Raw genomic sequence first — 20,203 nt, 5'->3', positions numbered from 1 at the left:
GCCGTGTCAGGTACCGGTGTCAGTTCCCCCGGAGCGGCTGCCCCGGGAAAGTCACGTCAGGCCCTTGCGGGCCGGAGCGGTCGAACCCGGCCGGCGGCCCGGGCCAGAGCCCCGGCCGCCGGCGGCGGGAAGAATCAGTACTGCTCGGTCTCGACGAAACCGGCGTCGGCGTCGTCGTCCGCGCCGAAGGCGTCGGCAGCGGCGGTCGGGTCGAATCCGGGCGGGCTGTCCTTGAGGGCCAGGCCCATGCCGGCGAGCTTCGCCTTGACCTCGTCGATCGACTTCGCACCGAAGTTGCGGATGTCGAGCAGGTCCGCCTCGGAGCGGGCCACGAGCTCACCCACGGAGTGGATGCCCTCACGCTTGAGGCAGTTGTACGACCGGACGGTGAGCTCAAGCTCCTCGATCGGCAGGGCGAGATCGGCGGCGAGCGCCGCGTCCGTCGGGGACGGGCCCATGTCGATGCCCTCGGCGTCGATGTTGAGCTCGCGCGCCAGGCCGAACAGCTCGACCAGGGTCTTGCCGGCGGACGCCATGGCGTCGCGCGGGCGCATGGCCTGCTTGGTCTCGACGTCGACGATCAGCTTGTCGAAGTCGGTGCGCTGCTCGACTCGGGTCGCCTCGACCTTGTAGGTGACCTTGAGGACCGGGCTGTAGATGGAGTCGACCGGGATGCGGCCGATCTCCTGGCCCAGCTGCTTGTTCTGGACGGCGGAGACGTAGCCGCGACCGCGCTCGACGGTCAGCTCCATCTCCAGCTTGCCCTTGCCGTTGAGCGTGGCCAGGACGAGGTCCGGGTTGTGCACCTCGACACCGGCCGGGGGCGCGATGTCGGCAGCGGTGACCAGGCCGGGACCCTGCTTGCGCAGGTACATCACGACCGGCTCGTCGTGCTCCGAGGAGACGACCAGCTGCTTGATGTTGAGGATGAGGTCGGTGACGTCCTCCTTGACACCCGGCACGGTGGTGAACTCGTGCAGGACGCCGTCCACGCGGATGCTGGTGACGGCGGCACCCGGGATGGAGGAGAGGAGCGTGCGGCGCAGGGAGTTACCGAGGGTGTAGCCGAAGCCCGGCTCCAGCGGCTCGATCACGAACCGCGAGCGGTATTCGTCGACGACCTCTTCGGTCAGCGAGGGACGCTGAGCGATCAGCATGTCTGTGTTCCTTCATTCGTGGACGCCCACTATTTGACGCCCGACGGGACGCCGTACCGGAGTACGGCTATTGCAAGGGTACGGGCGACACGTCCCCGGAAGGGGGTCGTGCCGCCCGGAACCTCAAGAACGCACGGCGTACGAGTACGCCAGGCGCCACGCGTCAGACGCGGCGGCGCTTCGGCGGACGGCAGCCGTTGTGCGGGGTGGGGGTGACGTCCTGGATCGAGCCGACCTCAAGGCCGGTGGCCTGGAGGGAGCGGATCGCGGTCTCGCGGCCGGAGCCCGGACCCTTGACGAAGACGTCGACCTTGCGCATGCCGTGCTCCTGCGCGCGGCGGGCGGCCGACTCGGCGGCCATCTGCGCGGCGAAGGGGGTGGACTTGCGCGAGCCCTTGAAGCCGACGTGGCCGGCGGAGGCCCAGGAGATCACGTTGCCCGAGGGGTCCGTGATCGACACGATGGTGTTGTTGAACGTGCTCTTGATGTGGGCGTGCCCATGAGCGACGTTCTTCTTTTCCTTGCGGCGCACCTTCTTGGCAGCGCCCTGACGACCCTTGGGGGGCATCTAAATCTCCTACGGGAGGTGGTCGGTCCTACAGCGCAAGACCGCTGAACAGGACTACTTCTTGCCCGGCTTCTTCTTACCGGCGATCGCGCGACGCGGACCCTTGCGGGTACGGGCGTTCGTGCTGGTGCGCTGACCGTGCACGGGCAGGCCACGACGGTGGCGGATGCCCTGGTAGCACTGGATCTCGATCTTGCGGCGGATGTCGCCCTGGATCTCGCGGCGGAGGTCACCCTCGGTGCGGAGGTTGGCGTCCACGTACTCGCGGATCTTGACGAGGTCCTCTTCGGCCAGGTCACGAACGCGGGTGTTCGGGTTCACACCGGTGGCCTCAAGGATTTCCTTGGACCGGGTGCGACCGACACCGAAGACGTAGGTAAGTGCGATCTCCACACGCTTTTCGCGCGGGATGTCAACACCGGAAACGCGTGCCATTCAATGGCTCCTGTGTGTTCGGGGGTCTTCCGCAGAACCGTTCCCGACCGCCGACCACCCGAAGTGGGTGATGGTACGTCCGGGTCCCCGGCCCCCGCCGGAGGTGCCGCCGGCCCCGTTCAGGGCTGGGCGGGTTCTGCGTATGTACGTTTTCTTACGTCGCGCGAAGAACTGCGGAGTGCAGGTCGGTCGGCGTGCGTCAGCCCTGGCGCTGCTTGTGGCGCAGGTTGTCGCAGATGACCATGACCCGACCGTGACGGCGGATCACCTTGCACTTGTCGCAGATCTTCTTGACGCTCGGCTTGACCTTCATGTGGGTGAGGTTCTCCGGGTCAGTGCCACCACCCGCGCCGGGACGGAATGTCCGGGCGGGAGTAGAGACAAGATCTACTTGTATCGGTAGACGATCCGGCCACGCGTCAGGTCGTACGGGGAGAGCTCCACCACGACCCGGTCATCCGGGAGGATGCGGATGTAGTGCATCCGCATCTTGCCGCTGATGTGCGCGAGGACCTTGTGACCGTTCTGCAGTTCCACCTTGAACATCGCGTTCGGGAGGGACTCGATCACGGTGCCCTCGATTTCGATGGCACCTTGCTTCTTGGCCACGCTTCGCCTTTCGAATCGGCTACCTTGATCGGCTCCCAGGCATGGATGTGCACGAGAGCCGACGAGTCAGTCTACGTCAGGGCTCCCTGAAAGACGAATCCGGAAAGTTTGCCCCGCATTGTAGATCATTACGCCAGCGGGTCCGGGGCCGTGGTGACCCCGTACTCCGCCAGCTTCGCCTTGCCGCAGTCCGGGCTGGTCAGGACGATGGGACCGGCCTCGGTCAGCGCGATGGAGTGCTCCCAGTGCGAGGACCAGGTGCCGTCCGTGGTGACGACCGTCCAGTCGTCCGCCAGGACCTCCGTCTGCGCGGTGCCCAGGGAAACCATCGGCTCGATGGCCAGGCACACGCCGGGGACCAGCTTGATCCCCTTGCCCCGCTTGCGCGAGACGTAGTTCAGCAGGTGCGGGTCCATGTGCATCTCGGACCCGATGCCGTGGCCGCCGTAGTCCTCGATGATCCCGTACTTGCCGGTCGAGGGCCGCGGCTGGCGGCGGATGTACTGCTCGATCGCCTTGGAGATGTCCACGAGGCGGTTGCCGAGCTTCATGGCGGCGATACCGGCCCACATGGACTCCTCGGTCACCCGGGAGAGCTCCAGCAGCTCAGGGGCGTGTCCAGAGCCCACGAAGGCGGTGTAGGCGGCGTCGCCGTGCCAGCCGTCGACGATCGCGCCGGCGTCGATCGAGATGATGTCGCCGTCCTTGAGCACCGTCTTGTCGTCCGGGATGCCGTGGACCACGACCTCGTTCACCGAGGTGCAGATCGTCGCGGGGAAGCCGCCGTAGCCGAGGAAGTTCGACTTGGCACCGGCGTCGGCGATGACCTTGCGGGCGACCATGTCCAGATCCCGCGTCGTGGCACCCGGCACGGCCGCCTCACGGGTCGCCGCGTGGATGGCGGCGACCACCAGCCCCGCCTCGCGCATCTTGGCGATCTGCTCGGGCGTCTTGATCTGGACCATGAACCTGCCTCCGTCTTGTGCGGCTCGGCCGCCGCCGCTCTCGCGGAGGTGGTGCTCTCCGCCGTGGTTCCCAATTATCGGCTGATGTCGAGCGAACCCGCGCCACGCAGACGGCCGCGGCGCCCCGAGGGGCACCGCGGCCGCGTGCGCGCCACGAAGGGTGACTACTTCTTGAGGGCTTCCATCGCGCGCTGCGTGACGTCCGCGACCTCGCCGAGGGCCGGGATGGTCACCAGCAGGCCCTGGGCCTTGTAGTAGTCGATGATCGGCTCGGTCTGCGTGTGGTAGACCTCCAGCCGGTTGCGGACCGTGCCCTCGGAGTCGTCGCCGCGCTGGTACAGCTCTCCGCCGCAGGTGTCGCAGACACCGTCGGTCTTCGGCGGGGCGTACGTCACGTGGAAGACGTGGGAGGAGTCGTTGCGGCAGGTGCGCCGACCGGCGATCCGCTTGACGACCTCGTCCTCCTCGACCTCCAGGTCCAGGACGGCGTCGAGCTTCATGCCCTCGGCCTGGAGCATCACGTCGAGGGCTTCGGCCTGGGCCACGTTCCGCGGGAAGCCGTCGAGCAGGAAGCCGCCCGCGGCGTCGGGCTGCTCCATGCGGTCCTTGGCCATGCCGATGGTCACCTCGTCGGGGACGAGGTCACCGGCGTCCATGAAGGCCTTGGCGCGCCGGCCGAGCTCGGTGTTCTGGCTGATGTTGGCCCGGAACAGGTCGCCCGTGGAGATGTGCGGGATCGACAGGTTCCTGGCAAGGAACGCGGCCTGCGTTCCCTTGCCCGCACCGGGCGGTCCGACGAGGACGATTCGCATCAGCGGAGGAACCCTTCGTAATTACGCTGCTGGAGCTGGCTCTCGATCTGCTTCACGGTTTCCAGACCCACACCCACGATGATCAGGATGCTCGTCCCGCCGAACGGGAAGTTCTGGTTCGCTCCGAAGCCGGCCAACGCCATCGTCGGCACAAGAGCGATGAGACCCAGGTACAGCGACCCCGGCCAGGTGATCCGGTTGAGTACGTAACTCAGATACTCGGCGGTAGGTCGACCGGCGCGGATACCCGGGATGAACCCACCATACTTCTTCATGTTGTCTGCAACTTCCTCGGGGTTGAAGGAAATCGCCACGTAGAAGAACGCGAAGAAGACGATCAGGAGGAAGTACACCGCGATGTAGTACGGGTGGTCGCCCTTGACGAAGTGCTTGTTGATCCAGGTGGCCCAGCCGGCGGTGGAACCGCTGAACTGCACGACGAGCGCCGGGATGTACAGCAGCGACGAGGCGAAGATGACGGGGATGATGCCCGCCTGGTTCACCTTGAGCGGGATGTAGGTCGAGGTGCCGCCGTAGGCGCGGCGACCGATCATGCGCTTCGCGTACTGGACGGGAATCCGGCGCTGCGCCTGCTCAACGAAGACCACCAGACCCACCATCGCGAGTCCGACGAGCATGACGACGCCGAACTCGACCCAGCCGTCGGCGATCTTGCCCTGCTCCTTGATGGTCCACAGGGCGCCGATGAAGCCGGCGGCGATCGAGATGAACATCAGGATCGACATACCGTTGCCGATGCCGCGGTCGGTGATGAGCTCACCGAGCCACATCACGACACAGGTACCGGCGGTCATGGTGACGACCATGACGACGGTGGTGAAGATCGACCGGTTCGGGACGATCTGGTTGGCGACCTGGCAGCCCTGGAACAGGGCGCCGCTGCGGGCAGTGGCCACGAGGCCCGTGCCCTGCAGGATCGCGAGTGCGACCGTCAGATAGCGCGTGTACTGAGTGATCTTCGCCGTGCCGGACTGGCCCTCTTTCTTGAGGGTCTCCAGCTTCGGGATGACCACGGTCAGCAGCTGCAGGATGATGCTCGCCGTGATGTACGGCATGATGCCGAGCGCGAAGATCGTGATCTGCAGCAGCGCACCGCCGCTGAACATGTTGACGAGACCGAAGAGGCTATTGCTCGCCCCGGCCCCTTCGACACAGATCTGAACGTTCTTGTAGCTCACGCCGGGTACCGGGATATGAGACCCGAGCCGGAACAGCACGATGATGCCGAGCGTGAAGAGCAGCTTCTTGCGCAGGTCGGGCGTCTTGAACGCCCGGGCGAACGCGGTGAGCACGGTGCCTCCTGCGACCCCCGCGCTACTGCGTCAGAGGTGACGGTCTGAGGGATCGACGAATACGTACAACCAAAGGTGCAGGCCACCTTACCGGCGACTGCGCCCCCCGTGGAACGACCAACCGGGGATGCCCCATATGTGAGGCATCCCCGGTCGGGTTTCGAGCTATTTAGTCACTTTATTCGTCTTAGACGAGCTCGGTGACAGTGCCGCCGGCGGCGGCAATCTTCTCCTTGGCGGAGCCGGAAACGGCGTCAACCGAAACCTGCAGCGCCACGGAGATCTCGCCCTGGCCCAGGACCTTGACGAGGCTGTTCTTGCGCACCGCGCCCTTGGCGACCAGGTCGGCCACCGTGACCTCTCCACCCTCGGGGTAGAGAGCGCCGAGCTTGTCCAGGTTCACGACCTGGTACTCGGTGCGGAAGGGGTTCTTGAAGCCCTTGAGCTTCGGGAGACGCATGTGGAGGGGCATCTGCCCGCCCTCGAAGCGCTCCGGAACCTGGTAACGGGCCTTCTGGCCCTTCGTACCACGACCGGCCGTCTTACCCTTCGACGCCTCACCACGACCGACACGGGTCTTCGCGGTCTTGGCGCCGGGGGCGGGACGGAGGTTGTGGGCCTTCAGCGGGCTGTTCTCAGCCATGATTAGTCAACCTCCTCAACCGTCACGAGGTGGCGGACGGTCTGCACCATTCCGCGGAACTCGGGGCGGTCCTCCTTGACGACCACGTCGTTCAGGCGCTTGAGCCCGAGCGAACGCAGAGTGTCACGGTGGTTCTGCTTGCTGCCGATGTACGACTTCGTCTGCGTGATCTTGAGGCGAGCCATTACGCACCCGCCCCAGCACGTGCACGAAGCAGAGCCGCGGGGGCGACGTCCTCAAGGGGCAGACCGCGGCGGGCCGCGATCTCCTCGGGACGCTGCAGGCCCTTGAGGGCCGCCACGGTCGCGTGCACGATGTTGATCGCGTTGGACGAGCCAAGCGACTTCGACAGGATGTCGTGAACGCCGGCGCACTCCAGAACGGCGCGCACCGGGCCACCGGCGATAACACCGGTACCGGGGGAAGCCGGCTTCAGGAGCACGACGCCCGCGGCACGCTCGCCCGTGATCGGGTGAGGGATGGTGCCCTGGATGCGCGGAACCTTGAAGAAGTTCTTCTTGGCTTCCTCGACACCCTTGGCGATGGCCGCGGGAACTTCCTTGGCCTTGCCGTAACCGACACCTACAGTGCCGTCACCGTCGCCCACCACGACCAGCGCGGTGAAGCTGAAGCGGCGACCACCCTTGACAACCTTGGCGACGCGGTTGATCGCGACGACGCGCTCAACGTAGGCGGTCTTCTCGGCGGCAGGGCCACCGTCGCGACCCTTCCGGTCCCGCCGCTCGCCGCCACCGGCACCGCTTCCGCGGCGCTGGGGTCCAGCCATTGGATTACCTCTCTCTGTTACGTCCGTGAGTCCCGGAACCGGGGCTTAGAACTTCAGCCCGGCTTCGCGGGCGGCGTCAGCCAGAGCGGCAATGCGCCCGGCGTATCGGTTGCCACCGCGGTCGAACACGACGGTCTCCACGCCGGCAGCCTTCGCACGCTCGGCGACGAGTGCGCCGACCTGCTGGGCCTGGGCGCTCTTGTCGCCTTCGCCACCGCGGATCGAAGCGTCCAGGGTCGACGCGGACGCCAGGGTGTGACCCTGGAGGTCGTCGATGACCTGAGCAACGATGTTGCGGTTGGAACGCGTCACGACGAGGCGCGGACGCTCCGCCGTACCCGAGACGTTCTTGCGGATGCGGATGTGGCGGCGGGCCTTGGCGGCACGCTTGTACGCGTCGCCCTTGGCGATCTTTACACCGTATGCCATGGCTACTTACCAGCCTTTCCGACCTTGCGGCGGATGACTTCGCCGGCGTACTTGACACCCTTGGCCTTGTACGGGTCGGGCTTCCGCAGCTTGCGGATGTTGGCGGCGACCTCGCCGACCTTCTGCTTGTCGATGCCCTCGACCGAGAACTTGGTCGGCGACTCGACCTTGAAGGAGATGCCCTCGGGCGCCTCCACCAGGATCGGGTGGCTGTAGCCGAGCTGGAACTCCAGGTTGGAGCCCTTCGCGGCCACGCGGTAACCGACACCGCTGATCTCAAGAGCCTTGACGTATCCCGTGGTCACACCGGTGATCATGTTCGCCACCAGCGTGCGGGACAGGCCGTGCAGGGCCTTGTTCTGACGCTCGTCGTTCGGGCGGGTGACGTTCAGAACGCCGTCCTCGTCCTTCACGACGGCGATGGGCGCAGCGACGGTGTGCGAGAGGGAACCCTTGGGGCCCTTCACCGCGACCGTGCGGCCATCGATGGTGACGTCCACACCGGCGGGAACCTGGATGGGGAGCTTGCCGATTCGCGACATGAGCTTTCCTTCCTTTCCCGACTACCAGACGTAGGCGAGGACTTCCCCACCTACGCCCTTCTTGCCTGCCTGCTGGCCGGTCAGGAGACCGTGGGACGTGGAGATGATCGCCACGCCCAGGCCGCCGAGGACCTTCGGCAGGTTGGTGGACTTCGCGTACACGCGCAGACCGGGCTTGGAGATCCGCTTGATGCCCGCGATGGAGCGCTCACGGTTCGGCCCGAACTTCAGCTCGAGGACGAGGTTCTTGCCGACCTCGGCGTCCTCGACCTTCCAGCCGGTGATGAAGCCCTCTTGCTTGAGGATCTCCGCGATGTGCGACTTGATCTTGCTGTGCGGCATCACGACGGTGTCGTGGTACGCCGAGTTAGCGTTACGCAGACGCGTGAGCATGTCTGCGATCGGGTCAGTCATGGTCATGAAGTGGCCTTCGGCCTCTCTCGCCGGGGTTTCCTGTATGCGCCATCCCTCTCCCCACTCAGTGGCGGGACGGGTGCGGTGCGGGGACCTACGGCGTAGTAAGTCGTTATGGACGGCGGACGCCCAACCCCACAAGCCTACGGCATGCGGAGCAGGGCACCCACCGACCAGATGCTTACCGAGAGTCTCTGGAGGTTCCCAAGTCCCTGAGGACCGAGGGGAATTACCAGGAGCTCTTGGTCACGCCCGGCAGCTCGCCACGGTGAGCCATCTCACGAAGGCACACGCGGCACAGGCCGAACTTGCGGTACACGGAGTGGGGGCGACCGCAGCGCTGGCAGCGGGTGTACGCACGCACACCGAACTTGGGCTTACGGGCAGCCTTCGCGATGAGAGCCTTCTTCGCCATCTCGCTTACGCCTCCTTGAAGGGGAAGCCGAGGTGACGAAGGAGGGCGCGGCCCTCGTCGTCGTTGGTCGCCGTGGTGACCACGGTGATGTCCATACCCCGGGTACGGTCGATCTTGTCCTGGTCGATCTCGTGGAACATGACCTGCTCCGTGAGACCGAAGGTGTAGTTGCCACGGCCGTCGAACTGCTTCGGCGACAGACCACGGAAGTCACGGATACGCGGAAGCGCGAGCGACAGCGTACGGTCCAGGAACTCCCACATGCGGTCACCACGGAGGGTGACGTGGCAGCCGATCGGCTGACCCTCGCGCAGCTTGAACTGCGCGATGGACTTGCGGGCCTTCGTGACGGCCGGCTTCTGACCGGTGATCGTCGTCAGGTCGCGGATGGCGCCGTCGATCAGCTTGGAGTCGCGGGCGGCGTCGCCCACACCCATGTTGACCACGATCTTCACGAGGCCGGGAATCTGCATGACGTTCTCGTAGGAGAACTCTTCACGCAGCTTGCCCGCGATGTCCTCGCGGTACTTCGTCTTGAGACGCGGAGTGGTAGCCATCAGATGTCCTCACCCGTCCGCTTGGCAACGCGGATCTTGTTGCCCTCGTCGTCGAAGCGGAAACCGACGCGGGTAACGACCTTCTGGCCGTCCTTCTCCACAACCAGCTGAACGTTGCTGACGTGGATCGGCGCCTCGGTGATCACGATGCCACCGGTCTGCGAGCCACCAGCGGTCTGGCCGGCCTTGGTGTGCTTCTTGACCCGGTTGACACCCTCGACGAGGACGCGGTTCTCAGCGGGGAAGGCAACGATGACCTTGCCCTGCTTGCCCTTGTCCTTACCGGTGATGACCTGGACCAGGTCGCCCTTCTTGATCTTCATGCTTACAGCACCTCCGGCGCGAGCGAGATGATCTTCATGAACTTCTTCTCGCGCAGCTCACGGCCCACCGGGCCGAAGATACGGGTGCCGCGAGGGTCGCCGTCGTTCTTCAGAATGACGGCGGCGTTCTCGTCGAAGCGGATGTACGAGCCGTCCTGGCGGCGGCGCTCCTTCACGGTGCGAACGATGACCGCCTTGACGACGTCACCCTTCTTCACGTTGCCACCGGGGATCGCGTCCTTGACGGTGGCAACGATGACGTCACCGATGCCCGCGTAGCGGCGACCGGAGCCACCGAGAACACGGATGCAAAGGATCTCCTTGGCACCAGTGTTGTCGGCGACACGCAGTCGCGACTCCTGCTGGATCACGTCTATCTCCTGATTGTCTGCCGGTTCCCGGCGGGGGCTTCACTCCGAGGAGCTGGGCCCCCACCGAGCCTGGCGGAACGAACCTGAGGGGCCCCCGGACTTGTTGCCCGGGGCCTCAGATACTTACTTGGCCTTTTCGAGGATCTCGACGATGCGCCAGCGCTTGCTCGCCGACAGCGGACGCGTCTCCATGATGAGGACGCGGTCGCCGACGCCGGCAGAGTTCTGCTCGTCGTGAGCCTTGAGCTTGTTCGTACGGCGGATGACCTTGCCGTACAGGGCGTGCTTCACGCGGTCCTCGACGGCGACGACGACGGTCTTGTCCATCTTGTCGCTGACGACCAGACCCTCACGGGTCTTGCGGAAACCGCGGTCGGTCTTGTTCTCAGTCACGTTGTTCTCGCTCATCAGGCGCTCTCCACCGTCTCGATACCGAGCTCACGCTCGTGCATCAGGGTGTAGATGCGAGCGATGTCCTTACGGACGGACTTGAGCCGGCCGTTGTTTTCGAGCTGGCCCGTGGCCGCCTGGAAGCGCAGCTTGAACAGCTCTTCCTTGGCCTCGCGCAGCTTGCCAACGAGCTCCTCGTTGCCGAGCTCTCGCAGCTCGGACGCCTTGGTTCCCGTCGCCATCACGACTCACCTGCCTCGCGCCGAACAATCCGGCACTTCATCGGAAGCTTGTGAGCAGCGCGGGTGAGCGCCTCACGAGCAATCTTCTCGTTCGGGTAGGACAGCTCGAACATGACCCGGCCCGGGTGCACGTTCGCGATCCACCACTCAGGAGAACCCTTACCGGAACCCATGCGGGTCTCGGCGGGCTTCTTCGTCAGCGGACGGTCCGGGTAGATGTTGATCCAGACCTTGCCGCCACGCTTGATGTGGCGGGTCATCGCGATACGAGCCGCCTCGATCTGGCGGTTCGTCACGTAGGCCGGGGTGAGCGCCTGGATGCCGTACTCGCCGAACGAGACCTCAGTACCGCCCTTGGCCATACCGCGGCGCTTCGGGTGGTGCTGCTTGCGGTGCTTGACCCTACGAGGGATCAGCATGTCGGTCAGGCCTCCGTTCCGGTGCTCTCGGCCGGAGCGGCGGCGGGAGCGTCGGCCTTGGGGGCCTCGGCACCAGCAGCCTGCTGCGGCTTGCGGCCACCACGGCCGCCGCGCTCGCCACCGCGGCCACCACGGCCGGCGGGACGGTCGCCAGCGCCCTGCGCGCCACGGGCCGGGCGGTTACCCGCACGGGCCGCAGCGTTCTCGGCGCGAACCTCGGCGATGTTCTTGACGTCGCCCTTGTAGATCCAGACCTTCACGCCGATGCGGCCGAAGGTGGTCTTGGCCTCGAAGAAGCCGTAGTCCACGTTCGCGCGCAGCGTGTGCAGCGGCACACGGCCCTCGCGGTAGAACTCGGACCGGGACATCTCGGCGCCGCCGAGACGGCCGCCACACTGGATCTTGATGCCCTTGGCGCCGGCCTTCATCGTGCCCTGCATGCTCTTACGCATGGCGCGACGGAAGGAGACGCGGGAGGAGAGCTGCTCGGCAACGGCCTGAGCAACCAGCTGAGCGTCGAGCTCGGGGTTCTTGACCTCGAGGATGTTCAGCTGGACCTGCTTGCCCGTGAGCTTTTCGAGGTCACCGCGGATGCGGTCGGCCTCGGCGCCACGGCGGCCGATGACGATGCCCGGACGAGCGGTGTGGATGTCCACACGCACGCGGTCACGGGTGCGCTCGATCTCAACCTTCGAGATGCCGGCGCGCTCCATGCCGGACGTCATCATCCGACGGATGGCGACGTCTTCCTTGACGTAGTCCTTGTACAGCTTGTCGGCGTACCAACGCGACTTGAAGTCGGTGGTGATGCCGAGCCGGAACCCGTGCGGGTTTACCTTCTGGCCCATTACCGGGAACCTTCCTTGCTGCTGACGACCACGGTGATGTGGCTGGTCCGCTTGCGGATCCGGTAGGCACGGCCCTGCGCACGCGGACGGAACCGCTTCAGGGTCGGGCCCTCGTCCACGAACGCCTCGCTGATGAACAGCGAAGTGGCGTCCGGGTGGTTGTAGTTGTGTGCGGCGTTGGCAATGGCGCTGTCAAGCACCTTGCCGACCGGCACGCTCGCGGCCTGCGGGGCGAAACGCAGGACCGCCTGAGCCTCCGTGGCATCCATGCCACGGATAAGGTCCACCACTCGGCGGGCCTTCATGGGCGTGACGCGGATGTACCGCGCCTGGGCCCTGGCTTCCATGGTTGTCCCTTCGGTGTAAGTCATAGTCGTAACCACCCCGCCTTTAGCGGCGCTTCGACTTCCGGTCGTCCTTGACGTGGCCGCGGAAGGTGCGAGTCGGCGAGAACTCGCCGAGCTTGTGGCCGACCATCGACTCGGTGACGAACACCGGGACGTGGGTCTTGCCGTTGTGCACCGCGATGGTGTGACCCAGCATGCTGGGGATGATCATCGAGCGACGGGACCAGGTCTTGATGACGTTCTTGGTGCCGGCTTCGTTTTGGACGTCCACCTTCTTTACGAGGTGGTCGTCGACGAAGGGCCCCTTCTTGAGACTGCGCGGCATCTAAACCCGCTCCTAGCGCTTCTTGTTCGTCTTGCGGCGGCGGACGATGTACTTGCTCGAAGCCTTCTTCGGCGAGCGAGTACGACCCTCCTTCTGACCCCACGGGGAGACCGGGTGGCGACCACCACTGGTCTTGCCCTCACCACCACCGTGCGGGTGGTCAACCGGGTTCATCGCGACACCGCGGACGGACGGGCGAACGCCCTTCCAGCGCATGCGGCCGGCCTTGCCCCAGTTGATGTTCGACTGCTCGGCGTTGCCGACCTCGCCGACCGTGGCGCGGCAGCGGGCGTCGACGAGACGGATCTCGCCGGACGGCATACGAAGGTGGGCCATGGTGCCCTCCTTCGCCAGCAGCTGCACGGACGCACCCGCGGAGCGGGCGAACTTCGCACCGCCGCCGGGACGCAGCTCGATCGCGTGGATCGTCGTACCGACCGGGATGTTGCGCAGCGCCAGGTTGTTGCCGGGCTTGATGTCGGCCGTCGGGCCGTTCTCAATCCGGTCACCCTGCTGCAGGCCGCGCGGCGCGATGATGTAGCGCTTCTCGCCGTCGGCGTAGTGCAGCAGCGCGATGCGCGCGGTGCGGTTCGGGTCGTACTCGATGTGCGCGACCTTGGCCGGCACGCCGTCCTTGTCGTGACGACGGAAGTCGATCACGCGGTAGGCGCGCTTGTGTCCACCACCCTGGTGGCGAACGGTGATCCGACCGGTGTTGTTACGGCCGCCCTTGCTGTGCAGCGGGCGAACCAGCGACTTCTCCGGCGTGGACCGCGTGATCTCGACAAAGTCGGCGACGCTGGAGCCACGACGGCCCGGGGTCGTCGGCTTGTACTTGCGGATACCCATTTCTCAGTCCTCGTCCGATTCCGGACGACTCAGGACTCCGTTAGGAGGCCTGGCCGCCGAAGATGTCGATTCGGTCGCCCTCAGCGAGGGTCACGATGGCGCGCTTGGTGTTCGCGCGCTTGCCGAAACCGGTCTTGGTGCGCTTGCGCTTACCCTGACGGTTGATCGTGTTGACCCCGGTGACCTTGACCGAGAAGACCGCTTCCACGGCCTGCTTGATCTGGGTCTTGTTGGCGCCGGGCGCGACGATGAACGTGTACTTGTTCTCGTCCAGCAGCGCGTAGCTCTTCTCCGAGACAACCGGCTTGATCAGCAGGTCGCGCGGGTCAGTGAAGGTCTTGCTGGTAACGGTCGCCTCAGACATCAGGCGTCGCTCCCTTCGGTCTCATCGTTCCGGCCAGAAGGCGCGCCAGACACGAAGGACTCGAAAGCGGCCTGAGTGAAGACCACGTCGTCAGAGACGATCACGTCGTACGTGTTCAGCTGGCCCGGCTCCAGGATGTGAACCTGGGGCAGGTTGCGGGCGGACAGCCACGCGGCCTCGTCGGCGCGGTCGACGACCAGGAGCAGGTTCTTGCGCTCCGAGATCTTGCCGAACAGCGTCTTGGCTGCCTTCGTGGAGGCGGCACCCTCGACCACGCCGGTGACGACGTGGATGCGGGAGTGACGCGCGCGGTCCGAAAGCGCACCGCGCAGAGCGGCGGCCTTCATCTTCTTGGGGGTCCGCTGCGAGTAGTCACGCGGCTGCGGGCCGTGGACGACGCCGCCGCCGACGAACTGCGGAGCGCGGGTCGAACCCTGACGGGCGCGGCCGGTGCCCTTCTGGCGGTAAGGCTTGCGGCCACCACCACGGACTTCGCCGCGACGCTTGGTCTTGTGCGTGCCCTGACGGGCAGCTGCCAGCTGGGCGACAACGACCTGGTGGATCAGCGGAACGCTGGTCTTCGCGTCGAAGATCTCCGCGGGGAGCTCGACGGTACCGGCCTTGTCGCCTGCCGGCGAAAGGATGTCAATGGTGCTCATTACCTCAAGCCCCCTTGGCCGCGGTACGGACCAGGACGAGGCCGCCGTTGGGACCGGGGACCGCGCCCTTGATGAGGAGCAGGCCCTTCTCCGCGTCGACCGCGTGGATGGTCAGGTTCTGGGTGGTGACGCGCTCGTTGCCCATGCGACCGGCCATGCGCATGCCCTTGAAGACACGCCCAGGGGTGGCGCAGCCACCGATCGAACCGGGGGAGCGGTGCTTGCGCTGCACACCGTGACCGGCGCCGAGGCCCCGGAAGTTGTGCCGCTTCATGACACCGGCGAAGCCCTTGCCCTTGCTGTTGCCCGTGACGTCGACCTTGACGCCGGACTCGAACACCTCAGCAGTGATCTCCTGGCCGAGCGTGTACTCGCTGGCGTCGGAGGTGCGGAGCTCCACCAGGTGGCGGCGGGGGGTCACGTCGGCCTTGGCGAAGTGGCCCTTGAGGGGCTTGTTCACCTTGCGCGGGTCGATCTCGCCGAAGGCGATCTGGACCGACTCGTAGCCGTCGATGTCGTTGGTACGGACCTGGGTAACAACGCAGGGCCCGGCCTTGACCACGGTCACCGGGACGACACGGTTGTTCTCGTCCCAGACCTGGGTCATGCCGAGCTTCTCGCCCAGGACGCCCTTGATCTGCTTTGCCATCTTCTCCGTGCCTCTCAGAGCTTGATCTCGATGTCAACGCCGGCCGGAAGGTCCAGGCGCATCAGCGAGTCAACGGTCTTGGGCGTCGGGTCGAGGATGTCGATCAGGCGCTTGTGCGTGCGCATCTCGAAGTGCTCGCGCGAGTCCTTGTACTTGTGCGGCGACTTGATGACGCAGTACACGTTCTTCTCAGTGGGCAGCGGCACCGGGCCCGCGACCGACGCACCAGTTCGCGTCACCGTCTCGACGATCTTCTTCGCCGAGGAATCGATGACCTCGTGGTCGTAGGCCTTGAGCCGGATGCGGATCTTCTGTCCCGCCATGGCTACTCCGTAGTCCTGTCTCTATGTGGAAACGCTCTGGCTCCCGGCTGGCTGCGGAACGGATCCCGCGGCTCCTCCTCCGACCCACGCGGTCGGGCGTGTCGCACTTCCTCTACAGAAAATTCCCACACGGAAATTCCCTCTCCAAGGGGTGCGGTCCCAAGACCGCGCTGCGGGGGAGAAACACCCACCGAGCGCCTGGTGAACGCCTCGCTGACACTTCCCAGAAGATTCCCGTACGTCCGCCCTCATTGCTGCCCCGAAAGGCAGATTAAGGACGACGAGTACTGTGGGACTCGCTTCCGGTCCTCCCGGCGGGAGGCGCGCAGCATCGGCACTCAACCGAGCAACTTGAACAGTCTGCCACACGAGGTGCGTACTGCGCCAATCGGGGCGAAGACAATACCCGGCCACGCTGCGTGGTCAAACCTCACCGCACCCAGCCGGGAGAACGCCCGGTCCCACCCGGTGCGGACTGAGCCGCACCGGTCCGGGACGGGGTTCTACTCGTCGTCCTTGAAGTTCGCCTTGCGGCCGCAGACGTGGGGCCAGTCCTTGGCCAGCAATCCGGCGCACCAGATGTAGCCGCGGTCCTCTTCCTGCTTCCAGTCCTTGATCCTGATGTCCGCGCACTCCTTGACCGGGGAGTAGCGCGGGCAACTGCCGTCGGCCTTCTTGATGGTGTGCGCCCGCCAGGCGTCGATGCCCATGGTGTTTCCGGACTCGTGCGCCGGCATGTACCGGTTCACCGACCAGGACGCCCCCATCGTGGCGAACAGCGCGGTGACGCACACCATGCCGGCCGCGAGCTGCCGGACCACCCGCCGCGGAATGACCGGGGCGGCGCCTTCGGCCCCCTGCGCGGCGCGCGGCCGCAGCGAGCGCTCGACCCAGCCGCTGCCGCGCTGGACCACCGCCATCATGCCCAGCACAGCCAGGATCATCAGGCAGTACATGATGATCCAGGTGGTGCGCGGGTAGAGCTGTACGGACTTCTCGTGCGCCATGTGCGAGGCGAACCAGAACCGGGCCAGCCACGCGCCGGCCAGGGTGGCCGCCGCGGTGCGGACCATGACGTGCCGCATGCCCAGCCCCACACCGAGGCCCACGCCGAAGAGCAGCAGCAGCGCGAAGCCGCTCTGCCCGGCCATCTCCCCCGCCACCGGCCAGTCCAGGTACGTCGTCTTCCCGGACCGGTCCGAGGCCCAGCCCATGACGTAGGCGGGGTCCGCGTACACGGAGAGGTAGGCGTAGCGGTCCGGGGTCTGCGCGCCGAGGCGGAGCATCTGGTAGAGCAGCGGAGCGCCCACGATCCCGGCGGTCACCAGGACGGCGCCGACGAAGGCGAGGGCCCGCTTCACCACCGCGGGGCCGCCGCGCCAGGGGAAGAGGAACAGCGCGAGCACGCCGACACCGGGCGCGGCCCATACGTACCAGCCGGAGTACCAGAGGAACAGCATCCCGAAGATCAGCCCGAGGCCCGCGCCGCGCAGCAGCTGGGAGCGTACGGAGCGCCCGCCGGGGCGGCGCATCTCGCGCAGGCAGAAGCCGAGCAGCGGCAGCAGCACGATCATGACGACGTGGCTGTAGGGGCGGATCGGGTCGAGGAAGAGCACGGCCGACGGAACGGCGATCAGCAGCGCCCAGAACGGCCGCAGCAGCAGCCGCCAGGCGAGGTAGGCCATGGGGCCGACCAGGGCGCTGAAGAGGATCTGCAGGTCGTGCAGGGCGAAGCCGGCCCCGCCGACCCCGCCGTAGCGGATCTCGGACCACAGCGCCATCAGCGCCGGGAAGCCGGGCGGGTAGATGCCGGACATGCTCTCGCCGTGCATGAACGAGTTGGCCATGGCGATGAGGACGCCCGGGTCGCCCTCCTGACCGCCCAGCGGCCAGGGCGTGCCGCGCAGGGCGACGACCACGCCGGCCGCCACCACGGCGGTGGACAGGCCGGCCAGGGCGGCGCAGACCAGGCGCTTCACCAGCTGGTGGCGGCGCGGTGTGCCCCGGTACGCGGTGTACAGCAGCAGGGCGAGCAGCGGCAGGCCGAGGAAGGCCACGTACTGCTGGATCTTGGCGAGGCCGCTCACCTGGCCGATGCGGTTCATCGGGTTGGCGCTGATGTGCGTGGACAGCAGCGTGAAGCCGAGGGCCGCCGCGACGCTGACCACGACCTCGGCGAGGGCGAGCACCCAGCGCCGGGAGGTCCACGCGCGGCTGCGGGAGACGGGCTCGGCCGGCGCGGCCGGCGGCGTCTCGGTCCCGCGGTGCGCCGGGCCGGCCTCTCCGACGGCCTCGGGGGCCAGGTGTGTCATCTCAGTCCATTTCCGTCGCGGATGTCACCGCTGTCCAGTGGCCGTGGCGGGCCGTTCACGTCGCTGCGGGACGGCTCAGCTCTGCCCCGGTGTGAAGGCGTGCCGGGCCAGGGTGCGGGCGCCCTCGCGCTGTCCGCGGCGCAGCGCGCCGGGGAGCATCGTGAGCGCGTGCAGGCGTGAGGCGCTGTGGAAGCGCGCCGCACGGGCCGCCTTGGGCCATCCGCGGGCGTCCATGCGCCGGGCCACCGCGGAGAAGTACCGCTCCGCCTCGGTGAAGCGGGTACCGGAGAAGGCCTGGACCGAGGACTCGCTGACGGCGTGCCGGCGGTACTGGAAGACGGTGGTGGAGTTGTCGATCACCATCCGCTCCCCCTCCTCCAGCAGGTCGATCACGAGCGCGAGGTCCTGGATCACCGAGTAGTCGTCGCGGAAGTTCACCTCGCGCAGCGCCTCGCCGCGCCAGGCGATCGACGGGAAGTAGAGCCAGTTCCCGCGCAGCACGCTGGCGGCCAGCTCCTCACCGCCCATCTCCCTGCGTCCCTTGACCTGCGGGGAGTACAGCCGCTTCTTGGTGTTGTCCGCGAGCCCCTGCGTCACCCGGCCGTCGCCGTCGATCACCTCGACGCCGGGCTGGACCATGCCGATGGCCGGGCTGTCCTTGATGATCCCGCGGACGGTCTCCAGGTAGTGCGGGTGCAGCAGGTCGTCGCAGCCCATGATGACGACGTAGTCGGCCTCGGAGAGCCGTACGCACTTCTGGAAGTTCTTGGTGATGCCGAGGTTGCGCTCGTTGCGGGTGTAGTGGACCCGCTCGTCGGCGAGCTGCTCGAACCAGCCCGGTACCTCGGGCTCGCGGCCGTCGTCGATCACGACGAGCCGGAAGTCCGGGTCGGTCTGCGCCAGGACGCTGCGCACGGCGTCCTGCATCAGCCGCACGTCCCCGTAGTAGGGGAGCATGAAGTCGAAGGTCACCACGGGCGTCAGGCCTTCACGGATTCGGACGCGGACTCGGGCTGGGACTCGGCCTTGGACACCGGCCCGGAGGCAGCCTCGGATGCGGGCTTGGAGGGCGCGAGCGGGGCGACGACCTCCGCGCCGAGGCGCTCGTCGTTGTGCCGCACGCCCTCGTTGATGGCCACCGTCCGGGCGAGGTCAGTGATCTTCTTCTCCAGCGAGCGGAAGCGCAGGAAGGTGTTGAGGGTGAGGAAGCCCATCGCCAGCACCATCACGTACAGCACCAGGTCGGTGCCGCGGCCGACGCCGAGCTGCTGGGCGACCCAGGTGACGTCGGTCGGGCGGAGCACGGCGTACACGTTGACGACGACGAACACGGAGAAGGCGATGCGCTTCCAGGCCCGGTTCTTCGCCTGTCCCCAGGTCCGTATGAACATCAGTGCCATGGACACCGAGCCCACGATCAGCAGCAGCTGGATCCAGAAGTACTTCATCGACGCCCACGCTCCCGCAGCGAAATGTCAAAAAGGATGTTGACGCCGTTGATCAGGGACTGACCCTTGGCGCGTGAGTAGTCGGTGTACAGGATGTCCACGGGGACCTCGGTGACCCGCAGGCCGGAGCCCGCCAGGTAGCCGACGATCTCGGAGGCGTGGGCCATGCCGTTCATGGTGATGTTCAGCTGCTCGGCGGCCTTGCGGCTCAGTACGCGCAGTCCGTTGTGCGCGTCGGTGAGCTTGAGCTTGCGGGCGGTCGGGCTGACGGCGGCGGCCGTACGCAGCACCACCTGCTTGATCCACGGCACCTGGCCGTTCTGCTCGATGAAGCGGGAGCCGAGGACCACGTCGGCCTCGTCGGCGCGCAGCACCGCGACCATCGTCTCGACGTCCTTGGTCTGGTGCTGGCCGTCCGCGTCGAAGGTGGCGAAGTACCGGGCACCGGGCTGGGCGAGCGCGTACGTGAGGCCGGTCTGCAGGGCGGCGCCCTGGCCGAGGTTGACCGGGTGGCGCACCAAGTGGGCGCCGGTGGAGGCTATGTGCTCGGCCGAGTCGTCCGTGCTGCCGTCGTCGACGACGACGATGTTGGGGAACGTCTTGCGGGCCCCCTCGACCACGCCGGCGATCACCTGGCCCTCGTTATAGGCCGGTATGACCAGCCAGACATCGTCGTATTGGGACACGG

General features: G+C 66.6%; 33 protein-coding genes. All 33 read right to left on the bottom strand.

All coding sequences use genetic code 11. The features are described 5' to 3' along the window. Positions 1 to 134: 134 nt before the first annotated feature. On the bottom strand, positions 135 to 1,157 hold the full coding sequence (locus ACWDX7_RS00765) for a DNA-directed RNA polymerase subunit alpha (protein WP_164264460.1): 1,023 nt from the start codon (positions 1,155 to 1,157) through the stop codon (positions 135 to 137). A gap of 163 nt (positions 1,158 to 1,320) precedes the next feature. Beyond that, the gene (gene rpsK / locus ACWDX7_RS00760; protein ID WP_003956432.1) at positions 1,321 to 1,725 is read right to left on the bottom strand and encodes a 30S ribosomal protein S11; all 405 of its coding nucleotides are present in this window, start codon (positions 1,723 to 1,725) and stop codon (positions 1,321 to 1,323) included. A gap of 54 nt (positions 1,726 to 1,779) precedes the next feature. After that, positions 1,780 to 2,160: a 30S ribosomal protein S13 gene (gene rpsM, locus ACWDX7_RS00755; protein WP_451488958.1), complete on the bottom strand. Its 381-nt coding sequence runs from the start codon at positions 2,158 to 2,160 to the stop codon at positions 1,780 to 1,782. 199 nt (positions 2,161 to 2,359) lie between these two features. Beyond that, positions 2,360 to 2,473, bottom strand: coding sequence for a 50S ribosomal protein L36 (gene rpmJ, locus ACWDX7_RS00750; RefSeq protein ID WP_003956441.1), 114 nt, complete (start codon positions 2,471 to 2,473; stop codon positions 2,360 to 2,362). Between the two features lie 74 nt (positions 2,474 to 2,547). After that, positions 2,548 to 2,769 (bottom strand): translation initiation factor IF-1, encoded by a 222-nt coding sequence (gene infA / locus ACWDX7_RS00745; protein WP_003956442.1) that lies wholly within the window; start codon positions 2,767 to 2,769, stop codon positions 2,548 to 2,550. 128 nt (positions 2,770 to 2,897) lie between these two features. Continuing rightward, a complete protein-coding gene (gene map, locus ACWDX7_RS00740) occupies positions 2,898 to 3,734 on the bottom strand; it encodes a type I methionyl aminopeptidase (protein WP_451488959.1) in 837 nt (278 codons plus the stop codon). Positions 3,735 to 3,898: 164 nt separating this feature from the next. Continuing rightward, entirely contained in the window at positions 3,899 to 4,546 is a 648-nt protein-coding gene (locus ACWDX7_RS00735; protein ID WP_451488960.1) for an adenylate kinase, read from the bottom strand. Next, the gene (gene secY / locus ACWDX7_RS00730; protein WP_451488961.1) at positions 4,546 to 5,859 is read right to left on the bottom strand and encodes a preprotein translocase subunit SecY; all 1,314 of its coding nucleotides are present in this window, start codon (positions 5,857 to 5,859) and stop codon (positions 4,546 to 4,548) included. The genes ACWDX7_RS00735 and secY overlap by 1 nt, the downstream gene beginning before the upstream one ends. A gap of 187 nt (positions 5,860 to 6,046) precedes the next feature. After that, on the bottom strand, positions 6,047 to 6,502 hold the full coding sequence (gene rplO, locus ACWDX7_RS00725) for a 50S ribosomal protein L15 (protein ID WP_355410232.1): 456 nt from the start codon (positions 6,500 to 6,502) through the stop codon (positions 6,047 to 6,049). Positions 6,503 to 6,504: 2 nt separating this feature from the next. After that, positions 6,505 to 6,687, bottom strand: coding sequence for a 50S ribosomal protein L30 (gene rpmD, locus ACWDX7_RS00720; protein WP_053682614.1), 183 nt, complete (start codon positions 6,685 to 6,687; stop codon positions 6,505 to 6,507). Continuing rightward, on the bottom strand, positions 6,687 to 7,289 hold the full coding sequence (gene rpsE / locus ACWDX7_RS00715; RefSeq protein WP_053682615.1) for a 30S ribosomal protein S5: 603 nt from the start codon (positions 7,287 to 7,289) through the stop codon (positions 6,687 to 6,689). Before rpsE ends, rpmD begins: the two co-directional genes overlap by 1 nt. Positions 7,290 to 7,334: 45 nt before the next feature. Then, positions 7,335 to 7,718, bottom strand: coding sequence for a 50S ribosomal protein L18 (gene rplR / locus ACWDX7_RS00710; RefSeq protein ID WP_266785543.1), 384 nt, complete (start codon positions 7,716 to 7,718; stop codon positions 7,335 to 7,337). A gap of 2 nt (positions 7,719 to 7,720) precedes the next feature. Next, a complete protein-coding gene (gene rplF, locus ACWDX7_RS00705; RefSeq protein ID WP_355410231.1) occupies positions 7,721 to 8,260 on the bottom strand; it encodes a 50S ribosomal protein L6 in 540 nt (179 codons plus the stop codon). 21 nt (positions 8,261 to 8,281) lie between these two features. Next, on the bottom strand, positions 8,282 to 8,680 hold the full coding sequence (gene rpsH, locus ACWDX7_RS00700; protein WP_007265911.1) for a 30S ribosomal protein S8: 399 nt from the start codon (positions 8,678 to 8,680) through the stop codon (positions 8,282 to 8,284). A gap of 223 nt (positions 8,681 to 8,903) precedes the next feature. Further along, a complete protein-coding gene (locus tag ACWDX7_RS00695) occupies positions 8,904 to 9,089 on the bottom strand; it encodes a type Z 30S ribosomal protein S14 (RefSeq protein ID WP_003956452.1) in 186 nt (61 codons plus the stop codon). A gap of 5 nt (positions 9,090 to 9,094) precedes the next feature. Further along, complete coding sequence (gene rplE, locus ACWDX7_RS00690) at positions 9,095 to 9,646, bottom strand: 50S ribosomal protein L5 (RefSeq protein ID WP_030298216.1); 552 nt, start codon at positions 9,644 to 9,646, stop codon at positions 9,095 to 9,097. Next, positions 9,646 to 9,969, bottom strand: a complete 324-nt coding sequence (gene rplX, locus ACWDX7_RS00685) for a 50S ribosomal protein L24 (protein WP_073912889.1) — start codon at positions 9,967 to 9,969, stop codon at positions 9,646 to 9,648. Before rplX ends, rplE begins: the two co-directional genes overlap by 1 nt. Positions 9,970 to 9,971: 2 nt before the next feature. Then, complete coding sequence (gene rplN / locus ACWDX7_RS00680) at positions 9,972 to 10,340, bottom strand: 50S ribosomal protein L14 (RefSeq protein WP_003956455.1); 369 nt, start codon at positions 10,338 to 10,340, stop codon at positions 9,972 to 9,974. A gap of 123 nt (positions 10,341 to 10,463) precedes the next feature. Then, positions 10,464 to 10,748 carry a 30S ribosomal protein S17 gene (gene rpsQ / locus ACWDX7_RS00675; protein ID WP_451488962.1) on the bottom strand — a complete coding sequence of 95 codons (285 nt, stop codon included), beginning with the start codon at positions 10,746 to 10,748 and terminating at the stop codon, positions 10,464 to 10,466. Continuing rightward, entirely contained in the window at positions 10,748 to 10,972 is a 225-nt protein-coding gene (gene rpmC / locus ACWDX7_RS00670; protein ID WP_008739703.1) for a 50S ribosomal protein L29, read from the bottom strand. Before rpmC ends, rpsQ begins: the two co-directional genes overlap by 1 nt. Further along, positions 10,972 to 11,391, bottom strand: a complete 420-nt coding sequence (rplP, locus tag ACWDX7_RS00665; protein WP_030026326.1) for a 50S ribosomal protein L16 — start codon at positions 11,389 to 11,391, stop codon at positions 10,972 to 10,974. The genes rpmC and rplP overlap by 1 nt, the downstream gene beginning before the upstream one ends. Before the next feature lie 5 nt (positions 11,392 to 11,396). Further along, complete coding sequence (gene rpsC, locus ACWDX7_RS00660; protein ID WP_008739710.1) at positions 11,397 to 12,239, bottom strand: 30S ribosomal protein S3; 843 nt, start codon at positions 12,237 to 12,239, stop codon at positions 11,397 to 11,399. After that, the gene (gene rplV / locus ACWDX7_RS00655; RefSeq protein ID WP_266938741.1) at positions 12,239 to 12,586 is read right to left on the bottom strand and encodes a 50S ribosomal protein L22; all 348 of its coding nucleotides are present in this window, start codon (positions 12,584 to 12,586) and stop codon (positions 12,239 to 12,241) included. Before rplV ends, rpsC begins: the two co-directional genes overlap by 1 nt. A 43-nt stretch (positions 12,587 to 12,629) precedes the next feature. Continuing rightward, on the bottom strand, positions 12,630 to 12,911 hold the full coding sequence (rpsS, locus tag ACWDX7_RS00650) for a 30S ribosomal protein S19 (protein ID WP_008739713.1): 282 nt from the start codon (positions 12,909 to 12,911) through the stop codon (positions 12,630 to 12,632). A 12-nt stretch (positions 12,912 to 12,923) separates the two neighbouring features. Beyond that, positions 12,924 to 13,760: a 50S ribosomal protein L2 gene (rplB, locus tag ACWDX7_RS00645; protein WP_136213227.1), complete on the bottom strand. Its 837-nt coding sequence runs from the start codon at positions 13,758 to 13,760 to the stop codon at positions 12,924 to 12,926. A gap of 40 nt (positions 13,761 to 13,800) precedes the next feature. After that, entirely contained in the window at positions 13,801 to 14,124 is a 324-nt protein-coding gene (gene rplW, locus ACWDX7_RS00640) for a 50S ribosomal protein L23 (protein WP_037792012.1), read from the bottom strand. Continuing rightward, entirely contained in the window at positions 14,124 to 14,783 is a 660-nt protein-coding gene (gene rplD / locus ACWDX7_RS00635) for a 50S ribosomal protein L4 (protein ID WP_281204233.1), read from the bottom strand. Before rplD ends, rplW begins: the two co-directional genes overlap by 1 nt. Positions 14,784 to 14,787: 4 nt before the next feature. Continuing rightward, on the bottom strand, positions 14,788 to 15,432 hold the full coding sequence (gene rplC / locus ACWDX7_RS00630; RefSeq protein WP_007265899.1) for a 50S ribosomal protein L3: 645 nt from the start codon (positions 15,430 to 15,432) through the stop codon (positions 14,788 to 14,790). Positions 15,433 to 15,446: 14 nt separating this feature from the next. After that, positions 15,447 to 15,755, bottom strand: coding sequence for a 30S ribosomal protein S10 (gene rpsJ, locus ACWDX7_RS00625; RefSeq protein ID WP_003948644.1), 309 nt, complete (start codon positions 15,753 to 15,755; stop codon positions 15,447 to 15,449). 503 nt (positions 15,756 to 16,258) lie between these two features. Continuing rightward, a complete protein-coding gene (locus ACWDX7_RS00620; protein WP_451488963.1) occupies positions 16,259 to 18,067 on the bottom strand; it encodes a hypothetical protein in 1,809 nt (602 codons plus the stop codon). A 75-nt stretch (positions 18,068 to 18,142) separates the two neighbouring features. After that, complete coding sequence (locus ACWDX7_RS00615) at positions 18,143 to 19,042, bottom strand: glycosyltransferase family 2 protein (protein ID WP_451488964.1); 900 nt, start codon at positions 19,040 to 19,042, stop codon at positions 18,143 to 18,145. Between the two features lie 5 nt (positions 19,043 to 19,047). Beyond that, the gene (locus ACWDX7_RS00610) at positions 19,048 to 19,515 is read right to left on the bottom strand and encodes a DUF2304 family protein (RefSeq protein ID WP_451488965.1); all 468 of its coding nucleotides are present in this window, start codon (positions 19,513 to 19,515) and stop codon (positions 19,048 to 19,050) included. After that, a complete protein-coding gene (locus tag ACWDX7_RS00605) occupies positions 19,512 to 20,201 on the bottom strand; it encodes a glycosyltransferase family 2 protein (protein ID WP_451488966.1) in 690 nt (229 codons plus the stop codon). Before ACWDX7_RS00605 ends, ACWDX7_RS00610 begins: the two co-directional genes overlap by 4 nt. Between the last annotated feature and the right edge of the window lie 2 nt (positions 20,202 to 20,203).

It is taken from the genome of Streptomyces sp. NPDC003034, assembly GCF_053591375.1.
The sequence above is the reverse complement of the archived record's forward strand: the minus strand, read 5'-3'. Positions and strand labels throughout refer to the sequence as shown.